This is a genomic window from Spirosoma arboris (assembly GCF_009754945.1).
Taxonomy (GTDB): domain Bacteria; phylum Bacteroidota; class Bacteroidia; order Cytophagales; family Spirosomataceae; genus Spirosoma; species Spirosoma arboris.
This window is the reverse complement of record NZ_WPIN01000002.1, coordinates 417174-431401: the sequence shown is the minus strand read 5'-3', so window position 1 is coordinate 431401 and position 14228 is coordinate 417174. Positions and strand designations below refer to the sequence as shown.

16 protein-coding genes are annotated in these 14228 nt (G+C 46.1%); 11 read left to right on the top strand and 5 right to left on the bottom strand.

All coding sequences use genetic code 11. The features are described from left to right. Nucleotides 1–12: 12 nt before the first annotated feature. From GO755_RS05775 to GO755_RS05760, 4 genes are all read right to left on the bottom strand, one after another. Nucleotides 13–303: a hypothetical protein gene (locus GO755_RS05775; protein WP_157583784.1), complete on the bottom strand. Its 291-nt coding sequence runs from the start codon at nt 301–303 to the stop codon at nt 13–15. A 37-nt stretch (nt 304–340) separates the two neighbouring features. After that, nucleotides 341–706: a four helix bundle protein gene (locus GO755_RS05770; protein WP_157583783.1), complete on the bottom strand. Its 366-nt coding sequence runs from the start codon at nt 704–706 to the stop codon at nt 341–343. Nucleotides 707–767: 61 nt separating this feature from the next. Further along, the gene (gene gltX, locus GO755_RS05765; protein ID WP_157583782.1) at nt 768–2306 is read right to left on the bottom strand and encodes a glutamate--tRNA ligase; all 1539 of its coding nucleotides are present in this window, start codon (nt 2304–2306) and stop codon (nt 768–770) included. Nucleotides 2307–2397: 91 nt separating this feature from the next. Then, nucleotides 2398–2781 (bottom strand): Rid family detoxifying hydrolase, encoded by a 384-nt coding sequence (locus GO755_RS05760; protein WP_157583781.1) that lies wholly within the window; start codon nt 2779–2781, stop codon nt 2398–2400. A gap of 158 nt (nt 2782–2939) precedes the next feature. Here GO755_RS05760 and GO755_RS05755 point away from each other — a divergent pair, with 158 nt between their 5' ends. The 11 genes from GO755_RS05755 (at nt 2940) to GO755_RS05705 (ending at nt 12966) form a co-directional block, all read left to right on the top strand. Next, a complete protein-coding gene (locus GO755_RS05755; protein WP_157583780.1) occupies nt 2940–4100 on the top strand; it encodes an App1 family protein in 1161 nt (386 codons plus the stop codon). Between the two features lie 163 nt (nt 4101–4263). After that, a complete protein-coding gene (locus tag GO755_RS05750) occupies nt 4264–5109 on the top strand; it encodes a hypothetical protein (RefSeq protein WP_157583779.1) in 846 nt (281 codons plus the stop codon). Between the two features lie 93 nt (nt 5110–5202). After that, nucleotides 5203–5778 carry an RNA polymerase sigma factor gene (locus GO755_RS05745; RefSeq protein ID WP_157583778.1) on the top strand — a complete coding sequence of 192 codons (576 nt, stop codon included), beginning with the start codon at nt 5203–5205 and terminating at the stop codon, nt 5776–5778. Next, nucleotides 5759–7357, top strand: a complete 1599-nt coding sequence (locus GO755_RS05740; protein ID WP_157583777.1) for a hypothetical protein — start codon at nt 5759–5761, stop codon at nt 7355–7357. The genes GO755_RS05745 and GO755_RS05740 overlap by 20 nt, the downstream gene beginning before the upstream one ends. 53 nt (nt 7358–7410) lie before the next feature. Further along, the gene (locus GO755_RS05735) at nt 7411–7995 is read left to right on the top strand and encodes a Rieske 2Fe-2S domain-containing protein (RefSeq protein WP_157583776.1); all 585 of its coding nucleotides are present in this window, start codon (nt 7411–7413) and stop codon (nt 7993–7995) included. A gap of 17 nt (nt 7996–8012) precedes the next feature. Then, on the top strand, nt 8013–8696 hold the full coding sequence (locus tag GO755_RS05730; RefSeq protein ID WP_157583775.1) for a hypothetical protein: 684 nt from the start codon (nt 8013–8015) through the stop codon (nt 8694–8696). Nucleotides 8697–8700: 4 nt separating this feature from the next. Beyond that, nucleotides 8701–9261, top strand: a complete 561-nt coding sequence (locus GO755_RS05725) for a YceI family protein (protein ID WP_157583774.1) — start codon at nt 8701–8703, stop codon at nt 9259–9261. 317 nt (nt 9262–9578) lie between these two features. After that, the gene (locus GO755_RS05720) at nt 9579–11090 is read left to right on the top strand and encodes a serine hydrolase (RefSeq protein WP_157583773.1); all 1512 of its coding nucleotides are present in this window, start codon (nt 9579–9581) and stop codon (nt 11088–11090) included. A 243-nt stretch (nt 11091–11333) separates the two neighbouring features. Beyond that, nucleotides 11334–12416 carry an MFS transporter gene (locus tag GO755_RS05715; protein ID WP_157583772.1) on the top strand — a complete coding sequence of 361 codons (1083 nt, stop codon included), beginning with the start codon at nt 11334–11336 and terminating at the stop codon, nt 12414–12416. A 42-nt stretch (nt 12417–12458) separates the two neighbouring features. Continuing rightward, a complete protein-coding gene (locus tag GO755_RS05710; protein ID WP_157583771.1) occupies nt 12459–12635 on the top strand; it encodes a hypothetical protein in 177 nt (58 codons plus the stop codon). Between the two features lie 25 nt (nt 12636–12660). Further along, nucleotides 12661–12966 carry a hypothetical protein gene (locus GO755_RS05705; RefSeq protein WP_157583770.1) on the top strand — a complete coding sequence of 102 codons (306 nt, stop codon included), beginning with the start codon at nt 12661–12663 and terminating at the stop codon, nt 12964–12966. A gap of 2 nt (nt 12967–12968) precedes the next feature. Here the strand turns inward: GO755_RS05705 and GO755_RS05700 are convergent, their stop codons facing one another. Continuing rightward, entirely contained in the window at nt 12969–14192 is a 1224-nt protein-coding gene (locus GO755_RS05700; protein WP_157583769.1) for a TCR/Tet family MFS transporter, read from the bottom strand. Nucleotides 14193–14228 lie beyond the last annotated feature (36 nt).

Below are 14228 nucleotides of genomic sequence, written 5' to 3'. Positions count from 1 at the left end.
CAGGTCGGGCTTTTAGCGTTGGTTGATGTCGTCAGGCAAATCGTTATCCGTTTCATCGAAGAGGTGATCGTCGTCCGAGTCTTCATCCTTTTCGTCAGATTCTGGTTCACCCTTCAGATTCAGATCGGTACGGTGGCGGAGTTTCTTGTCATCGACCGTCTTATTCAAAAACTGATTAATTCGGTCGATATCAAAACTCGTCGTGATTTCACCGAATGAGTTAATCTGAATATCAAAGCCTTCGAGTTCTTTATGAACGCGAGGTTTATCGTTTTCATCGGGATTCGTTTTTTTCTTTGCCATGTCTCAATGATGTATGATATATGAGGTATGATATATTTTAAAGAGTGCGATTTTTCTTTTTTGTCAAAATTACACTCTTGATGATTTTAAGTAGCGCTTCTGCATCAGCGTATATCGACACAAACTGCTTTTCGTCCAGGTAGTTTGTGGCATTTAACAACTCTAGCCAATAACATGTTTCGTCACATTCTTTCTGCGCAATTCCAAGCTTGTGAATAAAGTCGGCGTCTGATTCAGCATTATAACCTTCCCGGATATTGGCACCAATCGATGTTCCGCTCCGAAGAAGTTGGCGACTTAATACAGTTTCTTTTTTTATTCTACGAAGGTATTGTTCCAGATTAATGATGCGTATCGCAAATGCAAAACTTTTGTCTTTTGTAATATTCGTTTTTTGCGCCATTAGTTACGATGTATGTTTAAGTGGTAATTTGGATACTTAAACATACATCATATATCTGATATCATACATTGATCTTTAACGTTGCCATCGCTTTCTCCAATCGCTCAATCGTTTCCTCTTTACCGATTATTTCCATGGTCAGCATTAGGTCTGGTCCTGCTCCCAAACCTGTGAGAGCCAGGCGCATGGCCTGCATAATTTTACCCTGCTTAATACCTGCCTGTTGCATGGCATCTGATAGCGTATGCTTTATGTTGTCCGCCAGGAATTCACCATCAAATGATTGCAACGCGTCTCTAAAGGCCGTTACAGCGCGAATGGCATCGTCATTCCACTTGGCTGTGGCGATGGCTTCATCATATGAAGTTGGTGCGTTGAAAATTGTTCCAGCTTCAGTAAAGATCTCGTGGGCAAAATTGACTCGACCTTTCAATAGGGCAGCTAGCTTCTCCGCTTTTTCTAATGAACAGACAAATCCCGCTTTCTCAGCTTGTTGCTGGACGACAGGTGCCAGATCAGCATCCGAATGCTGACGAATGTACTGATGATTGAACCACTGGGCCTTCTGAATATCGAACCTTGCACCTGCTTTGTGCACTTGTGCAATGTCGAAACTGGCAATTAGCTCGTCCATTGTAAAGAGTTCCTGTTCTGTACCGGGATTCCAGCCAAGTAGGGCCAGAAAATTAATGGTGGCTTCAGGTAGATAGCCGTCTTCGCGGAAACCCCGCGCCACCTGCCCTGTAGTAGGATCTGTCCATTGTAGAGGGAAAATCGGGAAGCCACCGAGATCAGCATCGCGCTTGCTAAGCTTACCATTCCCTTCGGGCTTCAGTAATAATGGCAAGTGAGCGAACTGAGGCATAGTATCTTCCCAGCCTAAATAGCGATATAATAATACGTGGAGCGGAGCCGAGGGTAGCCACTCTTCACCCCGAATTACGTGCGTAATGCCCATCAGGTGATCGTCCACGATGTTGGCGAGGTGATAAGTCGGCAAGCCGTCGGATTTCAACAACACCTTGTCGTCAATAGCTGATGAATGCACATTCACCCAACCTCTGATAAGGTCATTAAGCCGGACCTCCTCTTTACGGGGCGTTTTTAGCCGAATTACGTAGGGCTCACCAGCGTCCATACGAGTACGAACCTCATCTGCTTTCATTGTCAGTGAGTTGCGCATTTGCATTCGTGTGATCGCATTGTATTGAGCTGCGGGCGCATTCGCTTCTTCAAGCCGTTTGCGCATGGCGTCCAACTCCTCGGCAGTGTCGAATGCATAGTAAGCTTTACCTTCGTTAATCAATCGTTGGGCTTCTTTTTGATAAATTTCCCGACGCTCCGACTGACGGTAAGGACCATGAGGGCCACCAACGCCCTGGCCTTCGTCAATTTGAATGCCTACCCAACGTAGAGATTCGAGAATGTAGTCTTCAGCTCCTGGCACAAATCGGTTTTGATCGGTATCTTCAATACGAAGGAGCATTTTGCCGCCCATTTTTCGGGCGAACAGGTAATTATAAAGCGCAGTACGCACCCCGCCAATATGCAGCGGGCCGGTTGGGCTGGGCGCGAAACGAACGCGTATAGGAGTTGACATAAGAGAGTAATAATTGTGAATGAGTGAATGAGCGAATGAGTGAATAGCTGACGCATGTTTTATTCACTCATTCGCTCATTCACTCATTCACTCATTGTACAGCTATCACTGAAATTTCAACATTAACATCTTTAGGTAATCGAGCCACTTCAACTGTCTCACGTGCAGGAGGTTCGCTGGTAAAGAAACGCCCGTACACTTCATTGATAGCCGCAAAGTTGTTCATATCCTTCACGAAAATGGTGGATTTAACAACGTTGCTATAGTCCAGGCCAGCGGCTTTCAGAATAGCGCCGATGTTCTCCATTACTTTTTGCGTCTCGGCCTGGATATCGCCTTTGGGTGCTAAATCAATGGCTACCTGACCAGATACAAACAGCATTCCTGTACCAGATGCTACATTCACCTTAATGGCCTGACTATAAGGCCCAATGGGTTCCGGGGCCTGATCGGTATAAACAATTTGTTTGCTCATAGTTTTTAGTAGTGATTTGTCGATAGGTAGTGATCTTGATTCTTACTGGATACGATAGTCTATCGACTGCCAAAGTTACCACTAAACCCCGGATGGCCGAAAATCGCTCCATTATCTTCGCTAAAAAACGAGCACTAACCCCTTATTGACTATTACTTATGTCTTCCTGGAAAGATTTTTTAGTAAATACATCAGCCGACGTTGAAACGCAGTTTGACCGTCTCAAAAACCGGCTCTTTGGTCGACTTGATGCCGAAAAGCCTTATCGAATTATTTATTATCGTGGTTTCGGTGGGCCAGCTCCAGGCTCGGTTTGGCTGAAAGGTCGCGTTTTGCGCCAGCGTGACTTGAGTACGCCTAGCGATCGGGATACATTTTGGCAAAACTTACTGGCCACTTACCAACGCTTTGAGAGTGATGAAGTTGCAGGTGTTGTGGTACGTGTAGATGCTTTTAGCCAGACATATACAACCATGACGGATAACGATGGCTATTTTGAGGTGACCATTCACCCGCCTACAGACTTATCAGCTGGTCGAGTGTGGTTTCCGGTTCGTTATTCGTTAGATGGGATTATGCAGCCTGACTCGGCGGAAATAGGCGACGATCGGCCTGTCGTTAAAGATGGTTATCTGATGATTTCGCCACCGTTCAGTCAGTTTGGCGTTATTTCCGACATTGATGATACGGTACTCGTAACTGATGCTACGAATCTGCTTCAGACTGCCCGGCTAACGTTTTTGGGCAATGCTTATACCCGATTGCCGTTTGCCGGAATTGCGGCTTTTTATAGAGCGTTACAAAGTGGTCCCGTTACAACTCTGTTCAATCCCATCTACTTTGTATCGAGCAGTCCCTGGAATTTATACGATCTTTTAGTGGACTTTTTTCGAATTCAGGGGATACCCAAAGGCCCGATTCTACTGCGTGATTTCAGTTTGTCTCCCGACTTTCTCTCTTCCGAAGGCCATCATACCCATAAATTGGCCATGATTAAGAAGGTGATGGGCGTAAATCCAGAGTTGCCATTTGTTCTTATTGGAGACAGTGGCCAGCAAGATCCTGAAATTTATGCACAGGTTGTTCGCGAGCATCCAGGTAGAATCCTGGCCATTTATATCCGCGATGTATCGGAAGATCGACGGGACGAGGCTGTCCGCGAACTCATCCGAACCACAGCGGCTTATAATGTTCCGATGCTACTGGTAAATGACACGGTGGCAGCCGCCGAACATGCGGCCTCGCTGGGTCTGATTGACCCTGATACAATTCCCGAAATCCGGGCCGATCGACGGGCAGATAATAATGGTCAGGAGTAGTCAAGCGTAGAATTTTACTACTATACCTGGCCATTCCCTGACAATACCTGAGTATTTATACAAAACTTTTTAACCTTCACGCAACCCTTTTTTACGGCTTCCCGTATTGCCAACTGAACCGGTTCAACTGTTCTTTTTTCAACCTAAAAACACAGTTGATACAATGAAGCTTTACAATTACGTTAATCGCGTAGTATTGCTGACGGCTTTGTCGGTAGTGACATTGCTTAGTTGCAAGAAAGATGAAGAAAACCCGGTAACAGTACCTGCTGTGGATGTAACAACAACTGCACTTGGTAAAGTACTAACCGGCGAGGGGGGCAGAACACTATACTTTTTTGCACCCGATGTGGCTGGTGATGCAAACTGTTCCGGGGCGTGTAAGGATAACTGGCCAATCTTTTATCAGGAAAACCCTACGCTTGGTACAGGTCTGAAAGCTGCCGATTTTGCTACGATTACTCGTGCTGATGGTAACAAACAGACAACCTTTAAAGGATGGCCGCTTTATTATTTTAAGAATGATGCGAAAGCAGGTGATGTAGCTGGTGAGAATGTTGGTAACGTATGGATGGTAGCCAAGCCAAATTATACGGTATTACTTGCCTCACGACAACTGGTTGGTAGTGACGGCAAAAGCTATACATTTGATACGAAAGAAGGTACTGGCAATTCTATTTTTTTGACGGATAGCCTTGGCCGTACGCTCTACGCATTCTCTTTTGATAAAAATAAAACAAACAAGTACACAAAAGCTGATTTTAGCAATGATGGAATCTGGCCTATATTTCAGACCTCGTCTATACTAGGAGAAGTTCCTTCTGCATTGAATAAAACAGATTTTGCGACAATCACGGTTTTTGGAAAAACACAACTTACATACAAAGGCTGGCCACTTTATTATTTCGGCTCGGATGCTGGGCAGAGAGGCAGTACAAAAGGAGTGAGTTTTCCAAAACCAGGTGTGTGGCCAGTAGTGAATGCTACATCGGTCGATGCGCCGAATTAGTGAACTGTTTACCTTTTTCTTGGTATAGTTGGTTGCGCAATAGACGACCATTGAGCCCTAAAACGTAATCGGCAACCCATAGATTGACTTGCTTTGTCCAACGCTCCTAACATACCAGCTTTAACCGACATTTTGGCGGGGTGCTTACGCAACCACCGGCGAAGTCAGGAATTGCTTTATCGGCAGTTTTACGGGTATGCCATGAGCGTTTGTTTGCGCTATGCACCCACCCGCGATGAGGCTTTGGAAGTATTAAATGACGGATTTTTAAAAGTCTTTACACGATTGGACCAGTATGATCCGGCGCAACCATTTAAAGGATGGCTTCGGCGTATTCTGATTAATTCTGCTATCGACCATTATCGACAGGAAGTGCGTCACCAGCACGAAGATGTTGATAAGGTTGCACAAGTAGCTGTTTCAGAAGCAGCAGATGCATTTAGCCAATTATCGTACGAAGAATTACTGGGCTTCGTTCAGCGCTTATCACCGGCCTATCGGCTTGTTTTTAACTTGTATGTTATGGATGGATTTACGCACGAAGAAATTGCCGGACAACTCGGCATTTCGGTTGGTGCGTCGAAATCGAACCTGGCTCGGGCGCGCGAGAATCTGCGCCAATTATTGAAACACATAAACTACGATGAGTATGCCAGAGCTAACCGATGACCAATTGGACGGGCTCTTCAGAAAGTCGGTTGAAGAGTTCGATACCCCGTTCGATCCGGCAGCATGGCAGGACATGAAAGCCCGCCTGGATGCCAACGACCGCACCACACCCAGCGGTGCATTAACCTGGAAAAACCTGCTCCGTTGGGGCCTGCCTGTTGCACTACTATTGTTGCTGACGGGTGGTGGCTGGTTTGTTTACCACAAAGCGAATTCTGGTCGTATTGCTGCCCCATCCCCAAAGGCAGCAAATTCCAGAACAGAATTAACAGGTATAACGAAAGGAATACCTCAGGCCGAAACGCCCCGATTAGCCGATACTGAACGATCAAATAAAAAGCCCGCGAGTTTGCCAGAACAAACGGGTGGTGAAGTTGGACAGGTGGCTGATCGGGGGGAGACGGTCAATGAGTCCGGTAATCCAGACAATCATACTGGTAAGTCGTTAACCAGGCCGACGGAGATAATTTTGCCTAAAGTAAGTGATGCAACAGAACGGGCTAATGCCGAGGCATCGCCCACGAAGGCCCTAATCAAGTCTAAAGTAGGTAGTGCAACGAAATCAGTAACATCGTCGTATAGGCTAAAGAAAGCAGATGAAAAGACTCGAGCGGATCGTCTGAGCCTATCGTCCACACCTAAAAATAAAGCAAGTATAAGTGTACGAAAACAGCGTAATGCCAGTCACAATCCTGTCGCTTTTTCGACAACAGGGTATGCGTTATCATCTACGCCATCGTCTGCTAAACGGTCTGCAATAAATAGCCGGGAAGCTAGTCCGCCAGATATCTCATCTATGGCAGGAAATATAGTTTCACCCGAATCGAATGAGGCTATTTCAGTGGTATTGCCAACTATAAATGAACTGGCGATTCGACCAGCACATTGGCCAAAATCATTGGCATTTACAGGAAGACCTGTAGAAGCTCAACCTGATACTACTGCACAGCGAGTTGCGCCGAAGCTGCCGCCAATGCGGGGCCTGAGTGTTCGGTTTGTAGTAGCGCCAGATTTGAGTACGGTTGGATTAAAAAACTTCGCTCGTCCTGGTACAAATGTGGGGTTGCTGCTGGAATACCGGTTGGCATCCAGGTGGAGTATTCAGGCGGGGGTAATTAAGAGTACGAAAGTATACAAGACATTGCCAAGTGAATACACTGCGCCAGAAACCTGGTGGCAACCTCCCATGAAGTCGCCGGATTATGTTGATGGACGCTGTAATATGTTCGATATCCCGATTAATATTCGCTACGATGTTGTCGTAAAACCTCGATTGGATGGACGCTTGCCGAGCCGCTGGTTTGTGAGTGGGGGCGTAACCAGCTACATTATGAAGAAGGAAGATTACTATTATACGTATCCAGCTCATACGTATAACCAACCTACAGAATGGAGCACAAATACGGGCGGCTATGGCTTCAGTAATCTAAACCTATCGGTAGGATACGAACGATCAATTAGTCGGCGATTATCGTGGCAGGTTGAGCCGTTTATGAAGGCTCCGCTTAAGGGAGTCGGTTTTTTTAAAGTTAATCTATTAAGTACAGGCGCATTTTTCTCTCTCCGCTATAAGTTATGAAAAACACGTTTACGAATGGTAGTCTACAGGAGGCTATTAATTAATGTAACTACATGAAAACGAACAACCAAATGAAAAGCAATCCAATGACCGACCAAATGAATCGCGGAGAATTTATTCGGAGTCTCGGCCTAAGTAGCGCAACCCTGATGGCATTTTACTGCATGGGAACAGGCTTAACGGCATGCTCAAAAAGTAGCAGTAATGACCCTACGCCTAGCACTAGTACAGAAACTGGCGTGGTAACCTCGGGAACAGTAACCACAGTGCCTACGACCAGCAGTGGCTTAACAGGCAATACACAAACGAGCAAAGGAGCCATCAGTTTTACGATTGATTTGACCAATGCAGATTTTACAGCACTCAAAACAGTAGGCAACACGTTAAAGGTGGGCGATGTGCTTATTGCTGATACGAAAGCAAATGGTTACGTAGCGCTTCAACGCCTTTGCACCCATCAGCAGAATGATCGGGTCTCTTATCAGCTTGCAGACGATGATTTTTTATGCGATGCACATGGTTCAGAATTTCGTACCGATGGCAGCGTGAAAGTAGCTGCTGAATCAGGTCAGGCTGCCATGAAAGTCTATAGGACTTCGCTTAGTACAGATAGTACTAAACTTACGATAACTGCCTAACAACTAAATTTTGCTCGATGAAGTATATTCATTTTGCCGTGCTCCTGTGGCTCGGGATAGGAGGGCTCCGAGCCCAGGATTCGACGGCTATTCGTCGGGATACAGTTATTGCGCCAGCGAAAACCGATGCCTCGGCTACTGACTTGTTGGCTGGCCTTACGGATTCGACCGAATCGCAACCGTTGTTGCCCCACAAAATGATTTTTACACAACGGGTGTTCTGGGGCCCCAAAGGCTTACTGCGAACTACAAATATTGCTCCACTGACATCTGAAGGGCGTGTGCACGAACTGAAAGTGCGTCGTACTATGCTTGTAGCGCACCAAATTGGGGGCTTTGTAACCTTAGCAGGCTTTGTTGCTCAGGGGCTGCTTGGCGCGAAACTCTATAACGCCAAAGGGCAGGATTATCTGGATACGAAGAAGTGGCACGAACGATCGGCTACGTTTATCAACATTACTTACGGTACTACGCTACTTCTGTCGCTCACAGCACCTCCACCTGTGGTGGGAGCAAAAAAAGGCTTTACGTCTATTAAACTGCATAAGTATCTGGCAATTGTTCACTTGACGGGAATGGTAGCCACCAATATTCTGGCCCATATGATTGATAACAATCCGGACCTGAAGCCCATACACCGGGCAGCTGCTTACACAACGTTTGGAGCCTATGCGGCTTCGATACTTTCCTTAACGTTCTAAGACCATGAAATACACGCTTAAGTATGGCTATTTGTTAGCCATTGGGATTCTGTTTGCCTTTAGTTCGGCACCGATGGCCAAGCGCAAGATTATGGCTGATAAAGCCTTATCGACGGTCACCTATTCGGCCAAGCATCCGCTGCATAAGTGGGAAGGGGTGAGTAAAGATGTAAACTGTGCAATCATCTACAATGACGAGACCAAACAGCCCGAAAATGTGGCTGTTTCCATAAAGGTATCATCATTCGATAGCGACAATAACAACCGTGATTCGCACGCAATGGAAGTACTGGAAGGGCTGAAATACCCAAACGTCACATTCGTAAGTTCGGATATTAAAGCGGGTGAAAATGGTACATTGACCGCTAAAGGTACGCTAACATTTCATGGTGTTGCCAAGCCCATTACCTTAGAAGCTACTCGTAAAGACGCCGGTGGTAAAATGACATTGACAGGCGAGTTTCCGGTTAGTATGACCGACCATAATATTGAGCGGCCCTCTTTGATGGGTCTAAAGACCGAGGATGCAATGACGCTTAAATTCGATGTAGTGTTTGGTTTGTAGAAGTAAGGAGAATTACATTGAACGATATAGGGTGTGACCCCAATGGGGTCAGATGTTTATAGCATCGATAATCTTACTATAAACTTTTGACCCCATTGGGGTCACACACCAGGTTAATCTCAATTTACGTGATTATTTGTCAGGCGAGAGGTTTGATGTGCGCTTAAAATTAATGCAGAACAAGGTTGGCTTTTTCGACAGAATTACAGGATTTACGGGATATTTTCTAGGAGATGTCCAGTAAATCCTGTAATCGTTTCTGAGTGAAGTTGACTTGTTCGTACATTGAACTTAGCATACGATACTTATACGCCTATATGAGAAAAATAATTATACTTCTTCTTGCGCTTGCCTCCATTACTGCCTCTGCCCAAAAGCAAATTTCCCCCAAACAAATTCAGGAATTCGATGCCTATGTCGAAGCTGCTCGTAAGCAATGGAATGTGCCCGGTTTATCGATCACCGTCGTCAAAGACAATAAGGTTCTTTTTAAGAAAGGATACGGTGTGCGTGAGGTAGCCGGGGTCGCGTCCGACCAACCCGATCCCGTTGATACCCAGACCTTATTTGCCTGCGCTTCGACAACGAAGGCGATGACCGTTGCCTTGATGGGTATGTTGGTCGATGAAGGAAAACTCGCCTGGAACGATCCCGTTTCGAAGTACTTACCTGAGCTGCAACTCTACGATCCTTACGTAACCCGCGAACTGAAAATTCGTGATTTACTCATTCACGATACCGGTATTGGCAGCACCGATTTTATGACCGGAGCCATGACAATCTCGGCCAATGAGATGTTTCGGCGTATGGAAATGGTGAAACCAAGCTATCCATTCCGGGCTGGGTTTGCCTATCAGAACACGTTTTACTCCGCAGCCGGACGCGTAATCGAACGGATTGCCGGAAAGACCTGGGCTGAGTTTCTGAAAGAGCGCATCTTTACACCCCTGGGAATGGATCGGACAGCTCCCAAGCGCGGCTATATCAAAGACGATAACCTGACCAAACCGCACTTTAATATCAACGATACGATAAGAGTGATTGAGTATGGTGCCGATAGCGAAATAGGCTCTGCGGGTGCAGTTTGGTCGTCGGCTGATGACATCAGCAAGTGGGTTATCTGTATGCTCGACAGTAGTAAATACAACGGTGGTCGTTTGCTAAAGCCCGAAACCTGGGCTGAAATGTTTACGCCACAAACGTTTTTTCCGGAAGACGAATATCCGACTATGCAAATCCTGAAACCCAACTGGCGAACCTATGGCTTGGGTTGGTATCAGCATGATTACAAAGGTCATAAAGTGAATTTTCATACGGGTAGTCTTTCGGGCCTTACGGCCATCACTGCCCAATTGCCCGACGAGAAATTGGGTGTCTATGTATTCGGGAATTACGACCATGCCGAAGTTCGCCACGCCCTTGTTTATAAAACCTTCGACTGGTTTGCACTAGGCGGTAATCGTGACTGGAGTACCGAGTTTAAGAAGCTATATGATGGCTTAAAAGAGCAAGGCAAAAAGGCAGAAAAAGCATTTATTGACAAGCGAGTACTCAATACGTCGCCTTCATTGCCGCTAACAGCCTATGCCGGAAAGTATACCAGCCCTTTATATGGTCGGGCAGAAGTAAGTGTTCAGGGCAATCAACTAGTTATTAATGTGAATGATAATAGCCTGAATGCCAACCTAGCGCACTGGCATTATGATACATTTTACGGCCCTTATAAAAAAGCCTGGTACGGAAAAGCCAGAGCCCGTTTCATTCTGGGTATATCAGGAAAAGTCGACACACTGATTTTTGACGGGCTGGAGTTTAAAAAGGAATCGTAGCGTGCGGCTATTGAAGGATACAATAGCTTATTCCTGTCATTTCGACGTCAGGAGAAATCTCAAGTTTCTTATTAGTCAAGCTTGAGATTTCTCCTGACGTCGAAATGACAACCGCTGGAGCCATGACAGAAAATAAAAAACTACAGGTTTCTCTGCCTCAAAATATAGGTTTTCCCTGATTTCAAAATTGTTTCCTCTGTTCGACCTTTGTTATGTTCGCTTCACATATAGCAACTGGCAAAAATGAACACAATGATCAGTGTATCTATCTGGAAATCAAGATACCAGGCTACCGTATTGGGTTTAGGTATTGGTCACGGATTTTCCGATGCTGCAGCTGGCTATTTGATCGGCAATTTGTCGCATAATGCTAGCTTTGTTCAGATTGGGAGTGCTGTGATGATCTATAATCTGTTGGCCTTCGGTGGTCAATTGCCTGCCGGAATCTGGTTAGATCGCATCGGGCATTATCGTAAACCTGCCGTATTGTCTTTACTGGGAATGGTATTGGCTTTAGGACTTTTATGCTTCCAGTTTTTCTGGGTTGCCATTGTCATAGCGGGTATAAGTTCGGCTATTTTTCATGTATCGGGTGGAGCAGTAACGCTTGTCAGTTTTCCCGGAAAATCATACTATACAGGTATCTTCTCCGCCTTTGGGGTAATGGGTTTGGCACTGGGTGGATGGGCCGGTACAATGCATTGGTATGGTGTCGGCTTTGGATTAATGACCGGTCTAATCGCATTACTTCTTGGATTGCTAAAGGCTAATTTCCCGCTTGCTCAAAAGCAGGAGTTCGTTACTAAGAACCACCACCTTGATAACCATGATTACCTGATGATTTTATTATTGGTCGCTATTGCCCTTCGGTCGGCCGTGTGGAATGTTGTCCAGCTGCTCTATGTCAAACAATATGATTGGCTTATTTATATGGCAATGGCAGCTATGATTGGAAAACTCATTGGTGGCTGGTTGACTGACCGCATTCCTTGGAAAGTATATGCCCTTGTGGCGTTGAGCATTGCGATCCCTTCATTAGCGTGGGGCCATCGAAAATTGTTCTGGTTGCTTCTGGGAACGGGCTTACTGCAGTCGCTGACGCCCATTAGTGTGGTTGCCTTGCAACGACTTTTACCGACCATGCCTGCTGCTGTAAGTGGTGCGACTTTTGGGCTGGCGATCGCGTTGGGCGGATTAATCTCGTTTGTTCCGCTAGACGCTTATTTCCCACTGTTCTATCAACTGATTCTGTTAGGCATGCTGACCTGGGGTTTGTACTATTTGTTCTGGTCAGGCGCTACACAACAATCAACATTGCATAAGTAATCCTGAAAATAAAGCTATTTATAAACCTTAATATCTACTGCCATGAAAAAATATGCGCTTGTCCTATTGCTGCCCCTTAATTCCTCTCGTTCACTTACTGACGTAGTGAGTACTGCGCCAACAGGTAATCCTTCATTAGATTATACCCTGATTATCGGCGTTGTTGCGGTAGTTGTTTTGCTGATTGTACGTCGGGTTCGTAAGCGGAAGCAGATGTAAAAGAGAGCCTATTCCTGTCGTTAGTATGTGGATAAATCTTCTGAAAACCTGGCTGATTGAAATACCGATTCTATTTCTGTTCCTGTGGAAAATAGATCGACCTATTAATATCTTGTGGCTGGGACTATTAATCAGCGCTTCAACCTGGACATTTCTGGTCTATTACTGGTACAATTTCGGCGGCAATATCTTCCTGCTTGAACTACTTGTAGCAGTAGTGGAGGGCTTTTGGGTACGTTCACTTTGGAAGACCTCCTGGGCCTATAGTCTGCTGATTGGTTTTACGTGCAATGCTGTAAGCTTTGGTCTGGGCTGGTTGGGGTGGGTATAAAATCAATCCGCCACCGTCTGCCGTTTCAACCCACGACCCACTAACGTAGCGCTAATGATGATCAGTAACGAAGCTAAAAAGAATGGTGCTCCAGGCAGATAAACAGGTGCTGCCGGAGATGTGAAAAACGAAAACAGATTGGCCATAATGAGCGGCCCGAAAATAGACGTCGTGCTGGTCAGACTAGTTAGTGCACCCTGTAGTTCACCTTGCTCATTTGCCGGAACCTGATTCGAGATAATTCCCTGGATAGATGGCCCGGCAATACCGCCTAATGCGTAAACGATCATGAAGGCAAACATCATCCAGCTTTGGTTGGCGAGACCAAATAAGGCGAAACCAATAGCACTGAACATCATACCGACATACACCGAACGCTCCTGACCTAATTTGGGAATGAGCACACGGCTAAGGCCGCCCTGTACAATGGCAAAGGATAAGCCAATGGTCGCCAGCGACAAGCCAACGGTCTTTTCATCCCACTTGAACTTCTCCATGGTGTAGAACGTCCAGGTTCCCTGCACGGCGAATCCGGCGATGTAAATCAATACTAATGAAGCGACCAGCCCCAGAATAACGGGATATTTGCCTAGGCGCATCAATGAGCCAACTGGGTTAGCGCGTCGCCAATCGAAAGGACGACGGTGCTCGGGAGCAAGTGATTCGGGGAGGATAAAGAAGCCATACAGGAAATTAATCATCGTTAATCCCGCTGCTACGAAAAACGGTACACGAGCACCATATTGCCCTAAAAATCCGCCGAGGGCTGGCCCCAGAATGAATCCCACACCAAATGCAGCGCCGACTAAGCCAAAATTCTGAGCTCTTTTTTCGGGTGTGCTAATGTCGGCAATGTAAGCGGTGGCAGTTGTGAAGCTGGCTCCGGTAATACCCGCAATGAGCCGTCCGACAAACAGCCATTCGATGGTTGGTGCAAAACCCTGGAATACGTAATCGACGCCAAACCCAAATAACGAAAACAGCAGCACCGGCCGACGCCCGAAGCGATCACTCAATCCACCTAATACAGGAGAGAACAGGAACTGCATCCCGGCATAGGAGAACGATAGCCAGCCACCCCAACTAGCGGCCTGACTGATGTTACCGTGAATGAGTTGCTCAATCAGTTTCGGAAAAACGGGAATAATAATTCCTAATCCCGTAACGTCAATCAGAAGCGTAATGAAAATGAAAATGAGGGCCGGAGCGGTACGTTTGGAAGCCATGAAGAGTAATAAGTGAAGAGTGAAGAATGAAGAGTG

Bases quoted from the DNA above. Each gene is read 5' to 3' on its own strand.
- GO755_RS05775 (WP_157583784.1), bottom strand. From the start codon at position 303: ATGGCAAAGAAAAAAACGAATCCCGATGAAAACGATAAACCTCGCGTT.
- GO755_RS05770 (WP_157583783.1), bottom strand. From the start codon at position 706: ATGGCGCAAAAAACGAATATTACAAAAGACAAAAGTTTTGCATTTGCG.
- gltX (WP_157583782.1), bottom strand. From the start codon at position 2,306: ATGTCAACTCCTATACGCGTTCGTTTCGCGCCCAGCCCAACCGGCCCG.
- GO755_RS05760 (WP_157583781.1), bottom strand. From the start codon at position 2,781: ATGAGCAAACAAATTGTTTATACCGATCAGGCCCCGGAACCCATTGGG.
- GO755_RS05755 (WP_157583780.1), top strand. From the start codon at position 2,940: ATGTCTTCCTGGAAAGATTTTTTAGTAAATACATCAGCCGACGTTGAA.
- GO755_RS05750 (WP_157583779.1), top strand. From the start codon at position 4,264: ATGAAGCTTTACAATTACGTTAATCGCGTAGTATTGCTGACGGCTTTG.
- GO755_RS05740 (WP_157583777.1), top strand. From the start codon at position 5,759: ATGCCAGAGCTAACCGATGACCAATTGGACGGGCTCTTCAGAAAGTCG.
- GO755_RS05735 (WP_157583776.1), top strand. From the start codon at position 7,411: ATGAAAACGAACAACCAAATGAAAAGCAATCCAATGACCGACCAAATG.
- GO755_RS05730 (WP_157583775.1), top strand. From the start codon at position 8,013: ATGAAGTATATTCATTTTGCCGTGCTCCTGTGGCTCGGGATAGGAGGG.
- GO755_RS05725 (WP_157583774.1), top strand. From the start codon at position 8,701: ATGAAATACACGCTTAAGTATGGCTATTTGTTAGCCATTGGGATTCTG.
- GO755_RS05720 (WP_157583773.1), top strand. From the start codon at position 9,579: ATGAGAAAAATAATTATACTTCTTCTTGCGCTTGCCTCCATTACTGCC.
- GO755_RS05715 (WP_157583772.1), top strand. From the start codon at position 11,334: ATGAACACAATGATCAGTGTATCTATCTGGAAATCAAGATACCAGGCT.
- GO755_RS05710 (WP_157583771.1), top strand. From the start codon at position 12,459: ATGAAAAAATATGCGCTTGTCCTATTGCTGCCCCTTAATTCCTCTCGT.
- GO755_RS05705 (WP_157583770.1), top strand. From the start codon at position 12,661: ATGTGGATAAATCTTCTGAAAACCTGGCTGATTGAAATACCGATTCTA.
- GO755_RS05700 (WP_157583769.1), bottom strand. From the start codon at position 14,192: ATGGCTTCCAAACGTACCGCTCCGGCCCTCATTTTCATTTTCATTACG.